Origin of the sequence: Arthrobacter zhangbolii (assembly GCF_022869865.1) — a bacterium.
Lineage (GTDB): Bacteria > Actinomycetota > Actinomycetes > Actinomycetales > Micrococcaceae > Arthrobacter_B > Arthrobacter_B zhangbolii.
Window position 1 is genome coordinate 2,569,798 of the sequence record NZ_CP094984.1, and the last position, 21,383, is coordinate 2,591,180.

At 67.1% G+C, this 21,383-nt stretch carries 15 protein-coding genes and 1 pseudogene; 5 read left to right on the plus strand and 11 right to left on the minus strand.

Annotated elements, in window-relative coordinates:
- Window positions 1-21: 21 nt before the first annotated feature.
- From MUK71_RS11885 to MUK71_RS11895, 3 genes are read right to left on the minus strand one after another with little or no spacing between them, the layout of a single operon-like run.
- Window positions 22-3,492, minus strand: coding sequence for an ATP-dependent helicase (locus MUK71_RS11885; protein WP_227929562.1), 3,471 nt, complete (start codon window positions 3,490-3,492; stop codon window positions 22-24).
- Window positions 3,489-6,824: an ATP-dependent helicase gene (locus MUK71_RS11890; RefSeq protein WP_227929561.1), complete on the minus strand. Its 3,336-nt coding sequence runs from the start codon at window positions 6,822-6,824 to the stop codon at window positions 3,489-3,491. Before MUK71_RS11890 ends, MUK71_RS11885 begins: the two co-directional genes overlap by 4 nt.
- Window positions 6,825-6,836: 12 nt before the next feature.
- The gene (locus tag MUK71_RS11895; protein ID WP_227929560.1) at window positions 6,837-7,268 is read right to left on the minus strand and encodes an MGMT family protein; all 432 of its coding nucleotides are present in this window, start codon (window positions 7,266-7,268) and stop codon (window positions 6,837-6,839) included.
- 75 nt (window positions 7,269-7,343) lie between these two features.
- On the opposite strand from MUK71_RS11895, the gene MUK71_RS11900 reads away from it, so the two are divergent.
- The 4 genes and pseudogenes from MUK71_RS11900 to MUK71_RS11915 all read left to right on the plus strand — a co-directional run bounded on the left by MUK71_RS11900 (window position 7,344) and on the right by MUK71_RS11915 (window position 11,054).
- The gene (locus MUK71_RS11900) at window positions 7,344-8,066 is read left to right on the plus strand and encodes a 3'-5' exonuclease (RefSeq protein WP_227929559.1); all 723 of its coding nucleotides are present in this window, start codon (window positions 7,344-7,346) and stop codon (window positions 8,064-8,066) included.
- Window positions 8,067-8,311: 245 nt separating this feature from the next.
- Complete coding sequence (locus MUK71_RS11905; RefSeq protein WP_227929558.1) at window positions 8,312-9,292, plus strand: methionine ABC transporter ATP-binding protein; 981 nt, start codon at window positions 8,312-8,314, stop codon at window positions 9,290-9,292.
- A pseudogene (locus MUK71_RS11910) lies at window positions 9,289-9,966 on the plus strand (methionine ABC transporter permease); the annotation flags it as partial. The gene MUK71_RS11905 and the pseudogene MUK71_RS11910, both read left to right, overlap by 4 nt.
- Window positions 9,967-10,214: 248 nt before the next feature.
- Complete coding sequence (locus MUK71_RS11915; protein WP_227903592.1) at window positions 10,215-11,054, plus strand: MetQ/NlpA family ABC transporter substrate-binding protein; 840 nt, start codon at window positions 10,215-10,217, stop codon at window positions 11,052-11,054.
- Between the two features lie 67 nt (window positions 11,055-11,121).
- Here the strand turns inward: MUK71_RS11915 and hemL are convergent, their stop codons facing one another.
- From hemL to hemE, 8 genes are all read right to left on the minus strand, one after another.
- Complete coding sequence (gene hemL / locus MUK71_RS11920; protein WP_227903595.1) at window positions 11,122-12,459, minus strand: glutamate-1-semialdehyde 2,1-aminomutase; 1,338 nt, start codon at window positions 12,457-12,459, stop codon at window positions 11,122-11,124.
- The gene (hemB, locus tag MUK71_RS11925) at window positions 12,459-13,442 is read right to left on the minus strand and encodes a porphobilinogen synthase (protein ID WP_227903598.1); all 984 of its coding nucleotides are present in this window, start codon (window positions 13,440-13,442) and stop codon (window positions 12,459-12,461) included. Before hemB ends, hemL begins: the two co-directional genes overlap by 1 nt.
- 32 nt (window positions 13,443-13,474) lie before the next feature.
- Window positions 13,475-14,341: a uroporphyrinogen-III synthase gene (locus tag MUK71_RS11930; RefSeq protein ID WP_227929556.1), complete on the minus strand. Its 867-nt coding sequence runs from the start codon at window positions 14,339-14,341 to the stop codon at window positions 13,475-13,477.
- Window positions 14,342-14,362: 21 nt separating this feature from the next.
- Window positions 14,363-15,319: a hydroxymethylbilane synthase gene (gene hemC / locus MUK71_RS11935; protein WP_227903601.1), complete on the minus strand. Its 957-nt coding sequence runs from the start codon at window positions 15,317-15,319 to the stop codon at window positions 14,363-14,365.
- Window positions 15,319-16,515, minus strand: coding sequence for a ferrochelatase (locus MUK71_RS11940; RefSeq protein ID WP_423724630.1), 1,197 nt, complete (start codon window positions 16,513-16,515; stop codon window positions 15,319-15,321). The genes hemC and MUK71_RS11940 overlap by 1 nt, the downstream gene beginning before the upstream one ends.
- On the minus strand, window positions 16,512-17,219 hold the full coding sequence (gene hemQ / locus MUK71_RS11945) for a hydrogen peroxide-dependent heme synthase (protein ID WP_227903603.1): 708 nt from the start codon (window positions 17,217-17,219) through the stop codon (window positions 16,512-16,514). The genes MUK71_RS11940 and hemQ overlap by 4 nt, the downstream gene beginning before the upstream one ends.
- A 74-nt stretch (window positions 17,220-17,293) precedes the next feature.
- Window positions 17,294-18,823: a protoporphyrinogen oxidase gene (gene hemG / locus MUK71_RS11950; protein ID WP_227929555.1), complete on the minus strand. Its 1,530-nt coding sequence runs from the start codon at window positions 18,821-18,823 to the stop codon at window positions 17,294-17,296.
- 2 nt (window positions 18,824-18,825) lie between these two features.
- Window positions 18,826-19,887 (minus strand): uroporphyrinogen decarboxylase, encoded by a 1,062-nt coding sequence (gene hemE / locus MUK71_RS11955; RefSeq protein ID WP_227903608.1) that lies wholly within the window; start codon window positions 19,885-19,887, stop codon window positions 18,826-18,828.
- A 144-nt stretch (window positions 19,888-20,031) separates the two neighbouring features.
- Between hemE and MUK71_RS11960 the strand changes: the two genes are divergently transcribed.
- A complete protein-coding gene (locus MUK71_RS11960) occupies window positions 20,032-21,381 on the plus strand; it encodes a glutamyl-tRNA reductase (RefSeq protein WP_227929554.1) in 1,350 nt (449 codons plus the stop codon).
- Window positions 21,382-21,383: the final 2 nt, after the last annotated feature.

Below are 21,383 nucleotides of genomic sequence, written 5' to 3' on the forward strand. Positions count from 1 at the left end.
CCAGCCACCCTGTCCGCCGGGTCAGAATCCGGCGGACGGGGTCTTCGCTGCCTCACCGATGATGCGCTCCAGCTCGGCTTCCCCGGCCAGGTTGAACGGCCGGATAAGTTTGTCCGCCGCCACGTAATAGAACGCGGCGCGGACCTTCTCCAACGCCACACCCTTCAGCCGGGACCAGGCAAGCCGGTACACGGCCAGCTGCACGGCGCGGACGTCCAGCTTCGAGGACGACGGCGGGGCACCGGTTTTCCAGTCGATCAGGTCCCAGGTGCCGTCGGCGTCCTGGAAAACCGCGTCGATACGCCCTCGGACAACCACGGCGTTCACCTTGGTTTCCACCGGAACCTCAATATAGGCGGGCGTCCGCTGCGCCCATTCGGATGCCTCGAAGGTCGCCATCATGTCCTCGAGCTGGTACGCCTCATCCACGTATGCGTCGGCAGCCCCGGGGTACTCGTCGATATCCAGCATGCCGCTGCTACCGAAGAACTCCTCCACCCAGGCGTGGAAAGCGGTGCCCTTGCGGGCGGCCATACCGGGCTGGCGGGGAACCGGACGCCGAAGCTGACGGGTCACCTCAGCCGGATCATCCTTCAGGTCCACCAGCATGGACGCCGAGATGTGGGCGGGGAGTTCCACCTGCACCACTTCATTCGGCGGCCGGTGCCGAGCCAGCAGCAGCTCCGTTTCCCGCCCCCAGCGGCCGTCCGGCACCGGGACATCCGCGCCGTCCGGGGACAAGGCACGGTCAGCGGCCTGCCGCTCCGCAGCAGCCAGGACGGACCGGGCCGCCGCTTCCATCCGCGGGCGGCGCGCTCCCAGCGGATCCAGCGGCCAGCGCGCCCGTTCCGCTTCAGCGTTCGCCGGGTTCTCGGTCCCTTCTTCCTCGGGACTGACCCATTGCAGGAGCCGGTAACCGGCTGCGCCCTCCTGCTCCAGGTCATAGAGGTCCCTTAGGTACCGGGATGGTGCCAGCGGTTTGGAGCGTCCGCCGCCCCAGGCGGAGGAAGTGCAGATCAGCACCGATTTGGCGCGCGTGAAGGCCACGTAGGCAAGCCGGCGTTCCTCCCGCTCTGCGTGCCCCTTCGCATCTTCGCTGAAGAGCTTTTCGCTCTCCAGCCAGGTCTTCTGGTCAATTTGGTCCCATTCCCACTGCGGCAGGTCCAGGCTGTCCCCCCGAAGGGTCCAGGGCACGGCCGCGTCGCCGCTGCTCCAGCGTGAATCCTTATCGCTGGGGAAGGATGCTTCATTCAGGCCGGGGACAACCACAATGTCCCATTCCAAGCCCTTGGAGGCGTGGACGGTGAGCAGCTGCACCGCTTCGCGGCTGGGTTCCAGCGGCGTGACGGGCAGGCCGTTTTCCTCACTGTCGGCGGCTTCCAGCCAGGCCAGGAACGCGGCCAGGTCCACCCGTTCCGCAGCAGAACTGAACGTGGCTGCAGCGTCAATGAAGGCGTCCAGGTTGCGGCGGGATTCGTGCAGCGTGACACCGGGCTTGGCCGCCACTTCAATGTCCAGCAGGATCCGCCGCTCCACTTCCCCGATCAGTGTGGTCAGGTCCTCGCCCACAAACCCGCGCAGGTCCCGCAGTTCATCACGCAGCACTGTCAGCCTGCGCAGGCCCTCTTCGGAAAGGGACCGGCCCGCATTGGAAACCCAGCCGGGCCGCGGCAGGGAATCCACAGCTTCCACAAGGCTCCCTGCCTCCACGAGATCGGCCTCCACCACGAGGTCCGGCGCTTCGTCCGGACCGTGAATCTCCGCAGCATCGGCCACCCGCACTGCCCGTTCCCGGACCCGGACCAGGTGCCGGGACCAATCAGCCAGCGCCATCAGATCTGCCGGGCCCAGACGCCAGCGCGCCCCGGCCAGGATACGCAGCATCGAGTCCGAACGCCCCGGATCGCCCAGCACCCGCAGGACAGCCAGGAGGTCCACGACTTCCGGTGTTGACAGCAGTCCGCCGAGTCCAACGATCTGCACGGGAATGCCGCGCAGTTCCAGTTCCTTCCGAATGGGTTCGAACTGCTTCCGTCCGCGGCACAGCACAGCCACGGTCGGCCGGACCCCCTGGTTCCGCTCATCGCGTTCGAAGAACCGCTCCCGGTGGTAGGCCACCTGCTCTGCCACGGCTTCAGCTTCTCCGAGAATCCGTTCCGGGTTGCCCTTGCCCGGTTCCACCGATACGTCGCACAGGTAGCGCCCCAAATAGACTTCGCCGACCGGCGCGTTCGGCTTGGCTTCGAGTGCGGGCACGTTCGGGAGCCGCTGGTGTTTCAGCCAGGGGGCAGCATCGTTGAGCTGCCCGGCAACCGTGTTGGCGGCGGCCAGCACGGATGTGGAGTTACGCCAGGCCACTGACAGGTTCGCGAGCGGCGCCAGGTCCCTGCGGTGTTCGCCTATCAGCGGGAACTTCTCGCGGAACGTCCCCAGCTGGCCGGCGGAGGCGCCACGGAAACCGTAGATGGACTGGTGCGGGTCGCCTACGGCCGTCACGGCCCGGCCGTCACCGAACAGGCTGGAGAAGAGCACCATCTGCGCGTGGGAAGTGTCCTGGAATTCGTCCAGCAGGACCACCTTGTATTTGGCACGTTCCATTTCCACTGCTTCGGGAATGGTGGCGGCAATCCTGGCAGCAAGCTCCACCAGATCACCGAAGTCCAGCTGCCGGCGCTCGGCTTTGGCCCGCCGGTACGCTTCCACCACTTCCGTTACCGTGATGCGCGTACGCAGCCGGTTGAGCAGCTTCCGGGCAGCCTGCGTGGGCTCCTTGGGTTTGCCGAAGTGATACGGCAGCGCAGAAACCGCATCTACGTGCGTCTGAAGCTCGGCCCGCACCTCGGCTGGTGTGCGCAGATGCTCGGAGCACTCCCCCGCCATTTGCAGGACGGCATTGACCAGGGTGGATTTCGCGGCAGTGAAATGGTCGTATTCGCCGGAGTAGGCTTCCACCACTTCGTTGGCCAGCTGCCAGGCCTGGGCACCGCCGAGCATCACCGAATCACGTTCCACCCCGATCCGCAGACCGTAGTCGTTGACGATTCCGTTGGCGTAGGAGTGGTAGGTCGAAACGCTGGGGTCCAGGCGCTCGTCACCGCCGGGACCTGGTTCCCCGTTGTCTCCGGCCTGCCCCTCGGCCCCGTCCAGCTGCCGGTACAGCAGGTTCAGGCGTCCCCTGATCCTGCTGGCGAGTTCGCCCGCCGCTTTCCGGGTGAAGGTCACGCCCAGAATCTGTTCCGGCCGGACCAGCCCGTTGGCCACGAGCCAGACCACCCTGTCGGCCATGGTTTTGGTTTTCCCGGACCCGGCGCCGGCGATCACCAGCAGGGGCTCCAGCGGACCTTCGATAATGCCGATCTGGTCCGGTGTGGGGTACTGCACCGAGGAATGGGGATCGGTGTGCAGCAGTTCGGCAAGCTCGCGGGCGCTGTACTTCGGCGCCTGTGCAGCCTCCGGCGCTCCGCTGGAGCCCTCGTCAGTGACGGCACTCATTCAGTGACCTGCTTTCCTTCAGCACACAATGGACAGATTTCCGGCAGCCGGCAGCCGTTGCCGCCGAACCCGCTGCGGCCGGGATCGTGAACCGTTTCGAAGAACGCTGCCGACATCAGCCGGGCGGCCTCCCGGACCATGTCACGTGCCGAGGTATCCTCCGGATCCAGCGGTGGCTGCTCCTGGACGGAAACGCCCTTGTTGGTGGTACCCAGCTGCACCAGCGCCGCACCGCCGGGGGCCTGTGATGCCTCCGGGAAGGCACCCTCACGGATAGCCTCCTGATAGGCCGCCAGCTGCGGATGGCCCGCAAGGTCATCCTTTTTCGGCGCAGACTTGCCCGTTTTCAGGTCCACAATGAACAGCCGTCCGTCAGCGTCTTTCTCCAACCGGTCAATCTGGCCGCGGAGCAGGGCCGTACGTTCGGCACCGTTGATCTCCACCGGCAGCTCCACCTCGAAGTCCTGTTCCACGCCGGCCAGGGACCGTCCGCTGCGGCGCATGCTGATCACGTATTCGGCGAGCTTGCGGACCATTGTCTCGGCCCGGTGGAAGTCCATCTGGCCTTCCCAATTCTCCTTCATGCCCAGCGACGGCCAGCGCTTCTGCAGCTCGGCTACGTATTCGCTGCCTGCGGCGTCGGGCATGTCCTGGGCAATGGCGTGCACCAGCGTCCCCAGTGAGCGGGCAAAATCCGTCGCCTGCTCACCACCCGCTGCGGAAACGAACCAGCTCAGCGGCGACTTCAGGACGGCATCGACCTTGGAAGGGGACACGGGGATCGGGGCATCCGGCGGGAGGATCGGCTCGTCCGTGGACTGCGACGCCAGGCCCCACCACGAATCAGGGTGCGCGCCCGGAACGGGAACCTGGTGATTGAGCATGGTGCCCAGCCGGTACACCGCTTCATCCGCCGCACCCCGGTCGGCGTCGGGCTGCTGGGCGTACCTGCGCAGTTCCGCCACCAGCGAGCGCAGCGTGCTGGGCCGCAGTACCTCGGTGCGTGCGCGTTTCTCGGCGCCCGGTTCCAGCGGCGCCACCAGGTCCAGGAACTGCGAAGGCTGTTCGTCCTCGGAGGACACCGCGGTACAGATCAGTACCTCTGTTGCCCGCGAGATGGCAGTGGAAAAACTGCGCAGCTCATCAAAGCGGATGGACTGCATCAGGGTCAGCGGGTCGCGGTGGGCCCGGAAGCTGTCTCCGTGCTCCACCGCCGCCACCAGTTCCCCGCTTCCCAGCAGTTCCCCGCGCAACCGCAGGTTGGGCCAAACATCCTGCTGGATCCCGGCCACTATGACCATTGGCCACTCACGTCCTGCCGCGCTGGCGGGAGTAAGCAGTTCCACCGCTTCCCGGCGCTGGGCCCGGGCAGCCAGCGTATCCATCGGCAGCTCCGAGCTCGTGAGGTAATCCAGGAACTGTGCAGGAGTGGAGCCCGGCAGCTGGTCGACGTAGCGTTCAGCAGTCTGGAACAGGGCCATGATGGCGTCCAGGTCCCGGTCCGCACGGGACGCGGCGGGACCGCCCGCCAGCGCCGTCTCGGCCCATTTTTTGGACCAGCCCGATGCTGACCAGAGCGCCCAGAGAACTGTTTCCGCGGTGGCCCCGGGTTCTGCTGCTGCCTTCCGTCCGGCGATGAGCATTCCGGCGATGCGCCGGGCCGCGGTTCGGGCATCCCATTGCAGGCCGGCAAGCGCCAGCCCTGACGACGATTCCGGGTCCAGCAGCGATTCCACCAGGAGCACGTCGCTGGTGCGCCCGCCGCCGCCGCTGAGTTCCTCGCGCCGCAGCGCCTGCCGCAGCCGGCGCAGTTCCAGGGTGCTGGCACCGCCGATGCGGGAGGTCAGCAGTGAAACAGCAAGTACCGGCGTCAGCAGGTCCGGATCGAGGACGACGGCGAAGGCGTCCAGCAGCGGACGGACGGCGGCTTCGTCGCGGACCGCCTTTTCGGCAACCGGAACCTTGACCTCAATTCCCTGGCCCGAGAGATAACGCTGCAGTGCGGCCAGCTGCGCACCGGTCCGGACGATCACTGCCATGTCCTCCAGCGAGCGCCCCTGCAGCAGCTGGGCTTCGAGGATCCGCTGGGCAACATAGCGTTGCTCATGCATGGGCGAATCCACGACGTGGGCTTCGGCGGCGGGGACCAGGGCGGGAGCGGGTGCTTCGTCCCCGGAATCGGGCAGATCCGGAGTTCGGGCCGGATCCGCAGCTTCGGGCAGGTCCGCGGCGCCGGCAGCCGCAGGGCCTGCGGCTGCCTTGTGGAACGGGAACCGGGCATCGGCAACCGCAGTGCGGTAGGACGGCAGTGACCCCACCACGGATATGCGTGCGGCGGTCCGGGTCCAGGCCCCGGCCAGTTCACCGGTCAGCCGGTGCGAAGTAGTGAGGACGTGCGTTTGAATACCGCCGGGGAAACGGTTGCCCAGCTTGCCCACCAGGTCCGGGCGGGCACCGCGGAAGCCCTGGACCACAGTGTCCGGGCACGCCGTGGCCACGGAATCCCCCGTGCCGGCCAGAAGTGCGAAGAGGCTGTGGATGGCGGGGTTGGCTTCCTGCAGGTCATCCACCAGCACCAGTTGCTGGCGGTCCTGCTCGGCGGCCAGGAACTCCGGATCGGAGCGCAGGATGTTTAGCGCGGAGGTAATGATGCCCGCCGGGTCGAAGGACTCCGGCATCCGCAGGTCCAGGACATCGCGGTACTCGGCATAGAGGTCTCCCGCCGCCACCCAGTCGGGGCGGCCGTACCGTTGTCCGAGTTCCCGCAGCTCCTGGGCGGAAATGCCGTATTCGATGACCCGGTCGAAAAGCTGACGGATTTCCTGCCGGAACCCGCGGGTGCCCAAAGCAAGGTCCAGGCTCTCGGGCCACGGCAGCTGCGGAACGCCATGCTGCCCGTGTCCGGCCAGCAGTTCCTTGATGATCACGTCCTGTTCGGCACCGGAGAGAAGTTTCGGCGCACGGGTGAGGTACGGGAGCCTACCTTCGGTCTTGGCGCGGCGGATCAGGTCGAAGGCGTAGGACGCCCAGGTCCGCGCCGGAGCGGTGCTTAGTGTTCCCTGCAGCCGCGCGGACAGTGCATCGCGCAGCCCCGCCGCGGCAAGCCGGGTCGGAGCGAGCATCAACAGGTTCGCGGGATCCAGCCCGTCCCGTTCGATGCGGGCGACGGCGGCTTCCACCAGGACGGTGGATTTACCCGTTCCAGGTGCCCCGAGCACCAGCACCGGACCGCTTCCGGCGGGAAGGTCCACCACGGCCTGCTGGTCAGCACTGAGCTGCGGGGCACCGGCTGCAGCAGCAGCCGGTGAAACGAGTTGGAGTTTAACGCTCATGGCTCCACTTCATCATGACCCACTGACATTCCTGTTATCCGCCGAACCCGCGTGTGGTGCGGCGCCGGGTACGGGATCCGCAGCCTGGCGAAGCCGGTTCCGGAGCTCATCAAGGAACCTCCACTGCTCCTCCGTCGGCTGCCAGCGCGCCGTACCGATCAGCACCCGGTAACCGTTGCCGCCGTCGTCGGCCGTTCCCCGAACAGGGGTGCCCTCCCGCCGGTAGTGTTCCCATGCCTGCCCGCCGTGGCACCGGGGCGGCTGACCGGAGGCACGCAGTACCCGCCACCAGCAGACCTCCGATCCGCGGGCGGACATCACCGCACCGACCTGGCGGGGGCCGCCTGTTCCGAGCAGTTCGGCTATGTCGCCGTAGGACAGCACCTGGCCGGACGGAATGAGATCCGCTACTGACAGCACCGCATCCGCATACTCCGCCTGCATATCCAGTAGGGTACCGAGGCCGCGGCACACCCCGCCAATTCCGGGATTGTCGGTGCCCGCCGGTACGTTTGATGCATGAACAGCTGGCATGAACTCCCCCGGGCCGCCTTCGATTTGGAGACCACGGGCCGGGACCCGCAGACCGCGCGGATAGTCACCGCGTCCATCATTCTGGTCAACGGCAGGGGTGACACGCTGCAGCACCATGAGTGGCTGGCCAATCCGGAAATACCCATTCCCGCGGAAGCGGCCGCCATTCACGGGATCACCACCGAGCGTGCCCGTGCAGAGGGCGGATCGCCGGCATCCGTGACCGCGGAAGTCGCCGAAGTGCTGGGCGGCTTCTTCGCCGCCGGGATCCCGGTGATGGCGTTCAACGCCTGCTATGACTTCACGGTCCTGGCACGGGAATGTGAGCGCTTCGGCCTCACCGCCCCGACCCCGTTCCCGGTGATTGATCCGTACATCCTGGACAAGCAGGTGGATCGGTTCCGCCGCGGCAAGCGCACCCTCACGGCCATGGCGGAACACTACGGTGTCGGTTTTGAGAATGCCCACACGTCGGCTGCGGACGTTGCCGCCACGCTGTCCGTGGCAGCGGTCATGGCAGCGAAGTACCCGGAACTGCAGTGCGAAGCCGCACAACTGCACCAGTACCAGATCGGATGGGCCGCCGGCCAGGCTGCCAGCTTCCAGGAATACCTGCGGCGCCGGGATCCGGAGGCCGTGATCGACGGCGCCTGGCCCCTGCGCCAGGCACCGGACCTTGATCCGCTGGCGGTGCCGGCCCCGGCCTGACCTGTCTTTGGCCCGTCGTCACAGGCCGTCACCTTGGCAGGACGCCTGTTGGTGTCATGAGATACTGGTAGTTGTGTCAGGCGCTGATGGCGCCCGGGCGTACCCGCGCACCATGCGCGCGCATCCCGCCCCGCGCCACGAGATTGGCGGGCACCCTCCGCACGGCCGGCCCTTGGCCACGGCACCCCTGAGTGCCCTCTCCAGGCACGCCCCTGTCCGGCCGCTTACGCACATGACGAGGACCAATGATCACAGTTACCGACCTCCGCAAGGTCTACCGGCAGGGTGAGCGCGATGTCACCGCCCTGGACGGCGTCAGCCTCAGCGTGCCGAAAGGCTCCATCCACGGCATCATCGGGCATTCAGGTGCCGGTAAATCCACGCTGGTGCGCTGCCTGACCCTGCTGGACCGGCCGACGTCGGGCTCCGTGACCATCGACGGACGCGAACTGACGGCCGTAAAGGACTCTGAGATCCGCGCGGCCCGACGCCGCATCGGCATGGTGTTCCAGCACGCGAACCTCATGGATTCCCGGACTGCGGCAGCCAATATCGCCCATCCCCTGGAACTGGTGGGAACCAAAAAGAGCGTCATCGACGCCAAGGTGCGGGAACTGCTGGGCCTGGTGGGACTGGAAGGTTTTGCCGGCGCCTATCCCGCCCAGCTCTCCGGCGGCCAGAAGCAGCGCGTCGGCATTGCCCGGGCACTGGCCTCGGATCCTGATGTCCTGCTCTGTGATGAGCCCACGTCCGCCCTGGACCCGGCAACCACCGATGACATCCTGGATCTGATTTCGGACCTGACCCGCCGACTGGACCTGACGGTGCTGATCATTACCCATGAAATGAACGTGGTGAAGCGCATCTGCGATTCCGTCTCCCTGCTGGAGGCGGGCCGCGTCGTGGAGCACGGACCGCTGCGCGAGGTTGCCTCGGATCTGCGCGGCCGGCTCGCCAAGCAGCTCATTCCCCTGCCGGCCACTCCCCCGTCCCCGGGCGGACCGGTGCTGGAACTGCTGTTTACCGGCCAGACCACGTCGGACCCGGTGCTCTCGGCGCTGACCCGCCGCTTCGACACGGACGTCAACGTCCTGGCAGGCAGCGTTGAGCTGCTGGCCGGTACCCGCTTTGGGCGGCTGCGCATCCAGCTGGACACGCACACCGACATGACCGCCGTCCATGAATACCTCGCCCTGCAGGGCGTCACCGTGGAGGTGGCCGCATGAACTTCCTGAACGAGCTTTTCGACAATCCCGGTATTACCAAGGCACTGCCCGAAGCAGTGGTTGAAACCCTGCAGATGGTTGGCATCTCCGGCTTCTTTACGCTGCTGATCGGCCTGCCGCTGGGCGTGTTCCTGCACACCAGCGCACCGGGCGGGCTGCGGCCGCTGCGCATCACGAACCGGATTGTCAGCGACATCATCGTGAACATCACCCGGTCGGTGCCGTTCGCGATCCTGGCCGTCACCCTCATCCCGCTGGCCCGGCTGGTTACCGGAACCTCCATCGGCCCGGTGGCCGCGTCCGTGTCGCTGAGCATCGCCACCATTCCGTTCTTCGCCCGCCTGGTGGAAAACGCCCTGCGTGATGTCTCCGGCGGCAAGATCGATGCCGCCCTGGTAATGGGCTCCACCAAGATGCAGGTGGTCTCCAAGGTCCTGCTGCGCGAGGCCATGCCCGGCCTGGTGGCTGCCCTGACCACCACCATGGTGACCCTGGTCGGATACTCGGCCATGGCCGGCATCATCGGCGGCGGCGGCCTGGGCCGGCTGGCCTACAACTACGGCGTCCAGCGTTTCGACACGCAGGTAATGCTCGTGACCATTGTCGTCATTGTGGCGCTGGTACAGATCATCCAGCTGGTGGGCGACTTGTTCTCCCGCCGGGTGGACCACCGTTCAGCCTCGGGCAGCAGCAGGCGCCGCCGTCCGGCCGCCGCTGTCCCGGGTACCGACGCCGAAGCAGCCGTGCGCCCTGCCGGCGGAGCGGACCGCGAACGGGACGGTGCCGCAGTCTGATTCCCTCAGTTTTCCGCACAGTCCGGGCAGCGTCCGGACTGATTCCCGGATCTGCAGCCAGTAGCCGCTAGCTGCACCCCACCCGCGGGCGGAGTTCCGTCACGGGTTTCGCGAAAGGAACGCACTCGATGCGTAAAGCACTAACCCTCGTTGCCACCGGTGTGGCCACGGCTCTGGCGTTGACGGCTTGTGGTGGATCCGATTCCGCCCCCAGCGCCGTGGAGAGCCTTGACCCCGCCAATCCGGTAACCCTGACCGTGGGCGCCAGCCCGACGCCGCACGCCCGGATCCTGGAATTTGTCCGTGACAACCTCGCCGAAGAGGCCGGGCTGGAACTGGAGATCCAGGAATTCGACGATTACATCACGCCGAACATCTCCCTGAATGACGGCGACAGCGACGTCAATTACTACCAGCACCTGCCGTACCTGGAATCCCAGATGGAAAGCCAGGGCTACGACTTCGAGCACGGTGCCGGCATCCATGTGGAGCCGTACGCCGCCTTCTCGGAGAAGCACAAGGACGTCTCCAGCATTGAAGACGGTGCCCGCGTCATGGTCACCAACGATCCCTCCAATCAGGCCCGTGCCCTGAAGATGCTCGAAGATGCAGGCCTCGTCGAAGACATTGCCGAGGATTCCTCCGTGCTCACCCTCACCGACGAGCAGAACCCGAAGAACCTGGACTTCCAGGAAAACCAGCCCGAACTGCTGGTCAACGATCTCAGTGATCCCACGGTGGACCTGGCTATCATCAACGGCAACTACATCCTCGAGGCGGGGCTGAGCACCGATGACGCCCTGCTGGTGGAGTCCGTGGAGGAGAACCCCTACGCGAACTTCCTGGTCTGGAAGACCGGCAGCAAGGATGCCCGGATCGACAAGCTCGAAGAGCTGCTGCACTCCCCCGAGGTCAAGGCCTTCATTGAAGAAACCTGGCCGAACGGCGACGTGACCGCTGCGTTCTAGCCCACAGGCACAATAAAAAACCCCGCACCTGCCAGGTGCGGGGTTTTTTATTGTCAGGATCCCGGGATCAGGGCTGCGCCTGAGCGGCCGCCTTGGCGGCTGCCGGCAGCGCCGCGTAGATGCGGTCCATCGCGGCGTCGTCGTGGGCACCGGAAAGGAACCATGCCTCGAAGACCGACGGCGGCAGGTACACCCCGGAGTCCAGCATGGAGTGGAAGAACGGCCGGTACCGGAACGCTTCCTGCGCCTGGGCCTGCTCGTAGTTGTGCACGCCGGTGGCGGAGGTGCCGAAGGCGACACTGAACAGGCTGCCTGCGCGCTGGATGCTGTGGTCCACGCCGGCCTTGTCCAGTTCGGCGGATACCGCGGCGGAGAGCTCCGCGCTGCGGGCGTCCACCGTGGCGTAAACCTCGGCGGTGGCTGCCTTCAGCGTGGCGACGCCGGCGGCCATGGCGATCGGGTTACCGGAGAGGGTTCCGGCCTGGTAGACCGGTCCCAGCGGGGCCAGATAATCCATTACGTCGGCGCGGCCGCCCAGGGCCGCCACGGGCATGCCGCCGCCGATGACCTTGCCGAAGGTGAACAGGTCCGGCGTCCAGCGCTCCGCCGCGTCGGCTGCGCCGCCGGTGAGGCCCCAGTAGCCGGCCGGCCCGGTGCGGAAGCCGGTGAGGACCTCGTCCAGGATCAGCAGGGCACCGTGCGAGGCGGTGATGCGGGACAGTGCGGCGTTGAAGCCCTCGTCCGGGGTCACCACGCCCATGTTGGCGGGGGCAGCCTCGGTAATGACCGCGGCGATGTCGGAGCCGTGCTCGGCAAAGGCCTTTTCCACGGCGGCAACATCGTTGTACGGCAACACCAGGGTCTCGGCAGCGGTGGCTGCCGTGACGCCGGCGGAGCCGGGCAGGGCCAGCGTGGCCAGGCCGGAGCCGGCGGAGGCCAGCAGGCCGTCCAGGTGTCCGTGGTAGCAGCCGGCGAATTTAATGACCAGGTTCCGGCCGGTGTAGCCACGGGCCAGCCGGATGGCGGTCATGGTGGCTTCGGTGCCGGTGGAAACCATGCGCAGGCGCTTCACAGCCGGCACGCGGTCCATGACCAGCTGCGCCAGCTCTGCCTCGGCGGGGGTGGAAGCGCCGAAGGAGAGCCCGTTATCGACGGCCGCGTGCACGGCGGCCAGTACGTCCGGGTGCGAGTGGCCCACCAGCGCCGGACCCCACGAGCAGACGAGGTCCACGTAGTCGCGGCCCTCGGAGTCGGTGATGTACGGCCCCTTGGCGGAGACCATGAACTTCGGCGTGCCGCCCACCGAGCCGAAGGCCCGGACCGGGGAGTTCACGCCGCCGGGCATCAGGGCCCGGGCACGGTCGAAAAGCTCGTCATTGGAGGACGGTGTTACAGGTGAGGACATTACTTGCTTTCCTTCAGCCAGGCTGCCAGCTCGGCGGCCCAGTAGGTGAGAATCATGTTCGCGCCGGCCCGCTTGATGCCCAGCACCGACTCTTCGATGGCCCGGCGGCGGTCAATCCAGCCGTTGGCGGCGGCAGCTTCAATCATCGCGTACTCGCCTGAAATCTGGTAAGCGCCCACCGGCACCGGTGACATCGCGGCCACGTCGGCCAGCACGTCCAGGTAGCTCATGGCCGGCTTGACCATCACCATGTCGGCGCCTTCTTCGAGGTCCAGCTCCACTTCCAGAAGCGCCTCACGGCGGTTGGCAGCTTCCATCTGGTAGGTCCGGCGGTCGCCCTTGAGCTGGGAGTCCACCGCTTCACGGAACGGTCCGTAGAACGCCGAGGCGTACTTGGCGGCGTAGGCGAAGAGGGAAACGTCCTGGTAGCCGGCCTCGTCCAGAGCCTGGCGGATAACGGCTATCTGGCCGTCCATCATGCCGGACGGGCCCAGGACGTGGGCGCCGGCGCGGGCCTGCTCCACAGCCATCCGGCCGTAGATTTCCAACGTGGTGTCGTTATCCACCACGCCGTTGTCATCCAGCACCCCGCAGTGTCCGTGGTCGGTGAATTCATCCAGGCAGACATCGCTCATAATCACCAGCTCGTCGCCCACTTCTTCGCGCACCGCCGCGATGCCGCGGTTGAGGATGCCGTTGGGGTCCGTGCCGGCGCTGCCCACGGCGTCGCGTTCAGCGGGGATGCCAAAGAGCATGATGCCGCCCACCCCGAGTTCCACTGCTTCCGCGGCGGCCTTCTTCAGGGAGTCCATGGTGTGCTGGACAACGCCGGGCATGGAGGTCAGCGGATTGGGTTCGGTAATCCCCTCGCGAACAAAGGCGGGCAGGATCAGCTCGGCCGGATCGAGCCGGTATTCGGCGGTCAGGCGGCGCATGGCGGGTGTGGTGCGCAGCCGGCGGGGACGGTGCTGGGGGAAGCTCATAGAGGTAAGTCTGCCTTCCGGTATTGGTGGAGCTAGTTTTTGGAGCCCGTTGACATAGCAACGGACAGTGCCTGCGCTATTCCCTTGGGAGTCGGGTGTTCCGCCACGGCATGCAGCGGCAGGTGAAGCCCGCGCATCTGCGCGGCTGTGCTGTCTCCGATCGCCACCAGCAGTGTGCCCGCAGGTACCGGGGAACACCGCGTCGCGAAACGCAGGGCAATGCTCGGGGAGGTCAGGACGACGGCACGGGGCCCGGCAGGCGCCAGGGCGCGGAACGCCGAAGCGTCCAGGAGTCCGTCAGCGGGAACCTCAGGGGTGAAGCGCATTCCCGGCGCCGGGAAATCAACGGTGCAGTAAGCGGTGACGGCACGCACCTCCCAGCCCAGGGCGGTCAGCGCGTCATGCAGCGAAGGGTCGGCAATGTCCGCCTGGGGCAGCAGGACCCGCAGGTCTCCCCCTTCGGGGTCTGAGCCGGAGGGGTCCGGCCAGGACGCAGCCAGTCCGCGGGCAGACTGGTCCGAGTCGGGCATAAAATCGACGTCGAAACCTGCCTCCTCCAAGGCATGCCGGGTGCCCGCACCCACCGCCGCGATCCGGGTATCCGCCGGAACCACGGATCCGGGGAGGATCCCCAGGGCAGCACACCGGTGCGTGACGGCCCGGACGGTTGTCACGGAAGTGAACACCACCCAGGCGAACCGGCCTGCCCTGAGCGCATTCAGTGCTCCGTCCAGTGCCGCCGTGTCCGCGGGGAACTGGAAGTCGATCAGCGGCATCAGCGCTACCGCTGCACCGCAGTCCTCCAGTTCCCGGACCATGGCCGAGGCCCGGTCCGGGGTACGCGGAAGCACCACGCTGAGTCCGGTGAGGTCCGGACCGTTATGCCTGGTGGCTGCCATCTCAGCAGGACCCGTGGAGCATCAGCTGGCGGGCAGATCTGTGAGCTGCCCGGCGCCGGCTGCCAGCAGTTCCTCGGCAACCTGCACGCCGAGGGCGCGGGCTGCGTCTTCGCTGAGGTCCGCGACGGCGGCGCTGCGCCGCAGCAGGCGGGTTCCATCATCGCTGCAGACCACTGCTTCGAGGCTGATGGTGCCTTCCTCCACATGCGCCAGTGCGCCTACGGGGGCGGTGCATCCGGCTTCAAGCCTGCCCAGCATGGCGCGTTCAGCGGCCACGGTGAGCCTGCTGTCCCGGTGGTCATATGCCTGCAGTGCCTTCGCCAGCGCACCGTCTTCGGCATCGGCGGTACGGCACTCCACGGCCAGGGCGCCCTGGCCCGGGGCAGGTAGCATCACGGCGGGATCAATGAACTCGGTGACCACACCCAGACGGCCCAGCCGGGCCAGTCCGGCCGCGGCGAGCACCACGGCGTCGAGGTCTCCCGGCGCGCCTGCCACGAGTCCTGCCACGCGTCCCAGCCGGGTATCCACGTTGCCGCGGATGTCCACGATCTCCAGGTCCGGGCGGGCGGCCCGCAGCTGTGCGGCACGGCGCGGCGAGCCGGTGCCGATTTTGGCTCCGGCCGGAAGCTCCGCCAGGGTCAGGCCGTCACGGGCGCAGAGCACGTCGCGTACGTCCACGCGTTCGGGAATGGCGCCTAGCGCCAGGCCCGGGGCCGCAGCCGTCGGAAGGTCCTTGAGCGAATGCACGGCGACATCGCAGTCCCCCCTCAGCAGCGATTCGCGCAGTGCAGCGACAAAAACCCCGGTTCCGCCGATTTGGGACAACGCGGCACGGTTGATGTCCCCCTCGGTACGCACGCGCACCAGTTCGACGTCGAACCCGCCCAGGGCCGAAAGCGCTTCGGACACCGTGGTGGTCTGCGTAACGGCGAGGGCACTGCCGCGGGTCCCGATCAGGACGGGCGAGTGGGCCACTATTCGACACCCACAGTGGAATCAGCGCCGGCGATGGTCGGCTTTTCGCCGCGCAGGTTCGCGCAGCAGCCGGGACGGCAGACGTCGTACCACGGACCGAGCGCGGTCAGCGCGGGACGGTCGGCAATGTTGTTCTCCACCGTGCGCTCCTGGACCAGGTCCACCAGGCCGGAGACAAAGGTGTCGTGGATGCCCGGTGTCGGAGTGCGGTCTGCAGCGAGGCCAAGTTCCTTGCAGGTATCCATGGCTTCGGTGTCCAGGTCCCAGAGGACTTCCATGTGGTCGCTGACAAAGCCGAGCGGGACAATCACCACGCCGTTGACGCCCTTGGCCGGCAGTTCGGCAATGGCATCGTTGATGTCCGGTTCCAGCCAGGGAATGTGCGGGGCGCCGGAGCGGGACTGGTAGACCAGCTGCCAGTCCAGGCCTGCCGCTTCGGGGATCCGGTCCATGATGGCGCGGGCGTTGGCCAGGTGCTGGGCAACGTAGGCGCTGCCTTCTTCGAACTCCCGGTCGCGGGGGCCGGAGGCCTCGGCGTCGGCAGTGGGAATGGAGTGAGTGGAGAAGAGGATTTCAATCTTCCCGTCCGTGATGCCCCGGGCCTCCAGCTGTTCGCGGACCTTGGCGACCGACTCGCGCACGCCTTCGACGAACGGCTCCACAAACCCCGGGTGGTCGAAGTACTGACGTACCTTGTCCACCTGCAGCTTCTTGTCCAGGCCGGTCTTGAGCAGGTTCATGCCCAGGTCCTCCCGGTACTGGCGGCAGCTGGAGTAGGAGGAGTAAACACTGGTGGTGACCATCAGGATCCGGCGGTACCCGGTGTCATAGGCGTCCTGCAGGACATCCTTGATGTAGGGCGCCCAGTTGCGGTTGCCCCACAGTACGGGCAGCTCCACGCCTCGGCGTTCCAGCTCAGCCTCGAGTGCAGCCTTCAGCGCACGGTTCTGGGCGTTGATGGGGCTGATGCCGCCGTTGGCCCGGTAGTGCGTGGCGACTTCCTCCAGCCGCTCATCGGGGATACCGCGGCCGGCGGTGACGTTGCGCAGGAAGGGAATTACGTCTTCCTGGCCTTCCGGGCCGCCGAAGGATGCCAGCAGGATGGCGTCGTAATGCTTCGGTTCCATGCGCCCGTTTTCGTCAACCCCTTCCAGCGGGTTGAACGCAGCGGGCTCGTGGGAAAGGTCGGATGTCATTTAAGTACCTCGGCAACTTCGGCGGCCGGGATACGCCGGCCGGTATAGAACGGAACTTCCTCGCGGACATGGTTGCGGGCTTCAGTGGAGCGCAGGTGGCGCATCATGTCGACCAGATCAACCAGATTGGGGGCCTCCAGGCCAAGGATCCACTCCCAGTCGCCCAGGGCGAAGGAAGCTACGGTATTCGCAAGGACCTGGGGGAATTCGCGGCCCAGCATACCGTGGTCGCGCAGCATCTTGCCGCGCTCCTCGGCGGGCAGCAGGTACCACTCGTAGGAGCGGACAAAGGGATAGACGCAAATCCAGGCCTCGGGCTCGATACCGCGGGCAAAGGAAGGCCAGTGGTTCTTCGAGAACTCCGCATCGCGGTGCACGCCCATGGCGGACCAGGCAATTTCGGTGTTCGCAAACAGTTCCGTGCGCCGGATCCGGCGCAGGGCTGCCTGCAGCGCTTCGGCCTTGCTGCCGTGCAGCCAGACCATCACGTCCGCGTCAACGCGCATGGCGGACACGTCGTACAGGCCGCGCAGTGTCACGTTGTCGGCGCCGAGGTCCTTCGCGAGGGTTTCAAAGGCCTCCACTGCACCGTCGGAGACCGGTGTCGCGGGCGCCCCGGACCGCTTGAATACGGTCCAGAGGGTAAAGAACTGCTCTTCGTTTTCAGCCGCCCCGGAGGCGCTCTGATCCATCGTCTCAGTCATGATTAACAGTCTGCCCCTTGCTTGTGGGTAAATCGAAACACAGAACTTCTACAACTTGTAGAAAGTGGTTAATGTCACACCTGCTGCAGCGCCCGCGCCAGAGCCGCCGTCCGGGTCCGGGTATCCGCGGTTACCGCGGCCAGCCCGGTACCGGCCAGCCAGGCGCCGACCGCTTCCAGCCCGGATACTTCTGCCACGGCTGCCCGGACCGCAGCCACCCGGTCACTGTGGCCCACTGCTGCGGACGGCAGTGCACCGACCCAGCGCACCACGTCGGCGCCCACCACATCCTCGGCACTGAGGGAAACCTGCAGCAGTGCGGAGGCATCCGCCACGGCCTGCCGGAGGAGGTCCTCGTCAGCGCGTTCGGCGTGGGCGGGTTCGCTGGCCGCGTCATCAGGTGAAAGTGCCCGCCCGTAGGAAAGGCGCAGCACATGCGTGCCGGGTCCGGTGGAATCCGCGAGCCACTGCCACTTGGCGGTGGCATGGGTCAGTGCCTTGGCATCCACGCCTTCCACCTCCCGGTCAACCAGGACGCCGGTGCCGCGCGGCATGGCATCCAGTTCCGGCCGGTCCACTACCAGGGTGACCAGTGCGACGCCGGGTCCCGGCGAGGGCTTGTACGCGGAGAGCTCGGGCAGGGCCCCGGACATCAGGTCCACGGCTGCCGGGCCGTCCGTGGCTACCACCACGGCATCGGCGCTGAGTTCCCGGGTGTCGCCGTCGCCGTCAGCGACGCGGATCTGCCAGCCGTCGTTATGCCGGCTCAGTTTTTCGGCCCGCGTTCCGGCGAGCAGCAGCACGCCCGAGGCTTCAAGATCGGCTGTCAGCGCCTCGGCCAGGCGGCCCATGCCGCCCTCCAGTCCGGCCACTGCCGAACCGGCCGGGGCGGCGGCGCGGATGGCCCCCACCGCAGCAGCCAGCGAGCCGTGTTTGGCAATGGCCGCACGGAGCCCGGGGGCAACGGAATCCACATCCAGTACATTCGGGTCCGCTGAATAGACGCCGCCAACCACCGGGGTGACCAGCCGGCGAAGCACCGCTTCACCCATCCGGCTGCGGACCACCTCCCCCAGACTGACGGATTCCCGGCGCTGCAGGGCACCCACCGGAAGAACCTTGTCCAGGGCTGCACGGGCAGCCCCCACCCGGCCCAGGGCACGGACTATGTCCGGATCGCGCGGATCCGCCGGGATGCCCAGGATCCCGCTGGCAGGCATCCGCTGTGCGCCGGCGGGCAGGTCAGCGGCGGCCAGCTGCAGCCAGGAACCGGCAGGGTTCGGCTGTACGACGGCACCGGAGAGGCCCAGCTCGCTGATCAGCTCGGGCACGGCAGTGGATTTGGTGGCGAAGGATTCAGCTCCGCTGTCCAACCGGATACCAGCCACCTCATGCCGCCCCACACATCCGCCGAAGGAGCCGGTGGCCTCCAGGACGGTGACGCGGATGCCGGCCCGGGCGAGGTCACGCGCGGCGATCAGGCCGGAGATGCCCCCGCCCACAACAACGGCGGAAGGGGTGTTTTCAGGCGGGACGGCGCCGGACTCAGTGCTTCTGCCGGGCCGGGCTGCCCGTCCGGTTTTGGCGGCAAAACGGTGCGGCATAGTTACGGCTCCACCGAATGAATCAGTTCAACCACCCGGGTCAGCACTGTGGCGTCGGTTTCCGGGGGAACACCGTGGCCAAGGTTGACTACGTGGCCGGGAGCCGATGCGCCGGCGGCGAGAACCTCACGGACGTGGGCTTCCAGGATGGGCCACGGGGCGCTGAGCAGAGCGGGGTCGATATTTCCCTGCAGCGGGGTCCGGCCGCCGAGCCGGCGGTTGGCTTCGTCCAGCGGAAGCCGGTAGTCAACGCCCACTACGTCCACGCCGACGTCGCGCATGGCCACCAGGAGTTCGGAAGTGCCGGTGCCGAAGTGCACCAGCGGGGCCCCCAGGCCGCGGACGTGGTCCAGGGCGCGGGCGGAGGCCGGGGCAACGTGCCGGACGTAGTCCGCCAGGCCCAGGGAACCGGCCCACGAATCGAACAGCTGTCCGGCACTGGCACCGGCTTCAAGCTGGGCGCGCAGGAACATGCCGGAGGCGTCGGCTGCCCAGGCGGTCAGCGCCTGCCAGGCATCCGGATCCGCGTGCATCATGGTGCGCGGGCCGAGGTGGTCGCGGGAAGGCTTGCCCTCCACCATGTACGCCGCAAGCGTGAACGGGGCGCCGGCAAAGCCGATCAGCGGCTTGGACCCGAGTTCGGCAACGGTCAGCCGGACTGCCTCGCGGATCGGCTCCAGGGCTTCTTCGGTCAGCCGCGGCAGGGCGGCAACGTCCGCTGCGGTGCGCACCGGGGAACCAAGCACGGGACCAACGCCGGGAACAATGTCCACGTCCACCCCGGCGAGTTTCAGCGGGATGACAATGTCGGAGAAGAAGATGCCCGCATCAACATCGTGACGGCGCACCGGCTGGAGGGTGATCTCCGCGGCAAGTTCCGGCCGCAGGCAGGAGTCGAGCATCCCGATTCCCTCGCGCGCCTTCAGGTACTCGGGCAGGGAGCGGCCTGCCTGGCGCATAAACCACACCGGGCGGCGCGTCGGCGTGCCGCCCCGGTAGGCGGTGATCAGGGGGGAATCGGCCGTGCGGCCATCCAGCAGCGGATGAGTGGCGCTAAGAGTCATACTTTGATTCTCTCCAAAATCCGCGGCAATCGATAACCGGGGCCATCCGGGCCCCCCTGGTGTCCCTTCTCACATCCCCGCAGGCGTGATTCCGGCCCGCCCGGTTGAAGGGAACCTGCCGGGGGTGGCTAGTATTGACCTACTGTGGTTCTACTTTCCCTTATTGCTACGCACACCGACGTAGACCTGGAGACTGTCGCCCGCCTGAGTGCCGGCGCGTCCGAGGTCCCGTCTTCGCTGGTCGAATCCGGAACCGCCGTTACCGGCTCCGTGGTCCTTGCCACCTGCAACCGGCTGGAGGTGTACTGCGAAACGAAGTCCGATGACGACGTCGAGGCCGCACGTTCCGCCGTGGTCGCAGAGATCAGCCGGCTCTCCGGCATGAGTGAGGACCAGGTGTCCCGTTCCTTTGCCACCAATACCGGTGAATCCGTTGCCCAGCACCTGTTTGCCGTGGGCGCGGGCCTGGACTCCGCCGTGGTGGGCGAACGCGAAATCGCCGGCCAGGTGCGCCGGGCGCTGATTGAAGCCCAGGAATCCGGCACGGTCAGCGGCGGGTTGAGCAGATTGTTCCAAACCGCTTCCCGCACCGCGAAGGATGTTGGTGCCATGACAGCCCTCGGTAAGCGGGGGCTTTCCATTGTGTCCGTTGCCCTCGGCCTGGCTACCGACCTTTCCGAAGATACCGACTGGTCAAAGAAGTCAGTGGTGGTCTTCGGCACCGGCGCCTATGCCGGCGCCACCATGGCCCTGCTTAAGGACCGCGGCTGCACTGACATCAGCGTCTACTCCTCTTCCAACCGGGCCGAGTCCTTCGCCGCCTCCCGTGGCGGCCGGCCGCTGACGCGCAAGTCCCTTCCGGACGCGCTGACCAACGCCGACGTCGTGATCGGCTGCAGCGGCAGTGACAGCCAGGTCAGTGCCGACGATGTCCGCCGCGTCCGCGCGGCAGCCGGCAAGCCGCTGATCATCATCGACCTTGCCCTCACCCATGACTTTGATCCCGCCGTCCGCGAGATCGACGGCGTCGAACTCATTACCCTGGAATCCGTCCGGCTGGCAGCCCCCGCGGAGCAGGCCGAGTCGCTGAAGCAGGCCAGCAGCATTGTTGCCGAGGCAGCCAGGAATTTCTCCAAGCAGCAGCTCAGCCGTGAAATGGATTCCGCGATCATCGCGCTGCGCCGGCACACCCTGAACGTCCTGGAGTCCGAGCTGGAAAAGGTCCGCTCCCAGCACGGTTGCTCCGGCGCGGCCGAGGAAGTGGAGTTTGCCATGCGCCGCATGGTCAAGCAGCTGCTCCACGTGCCCACGGTCCGTGCCCGCGAGCTCGCTGCCAGCGGCCAGCAGGAGGACTACATCCGCGGACTCGAAGCCCTGTACGGCATCACCGTGGACCGTGCGGACACGGCAGGCAATGCCACACCGGCTGCTCCCTCCTCCGCCGCCGAAACGGACGCAGAGGACGCCGGCCGGAATGAACCCAGGTCCGCGTAGTC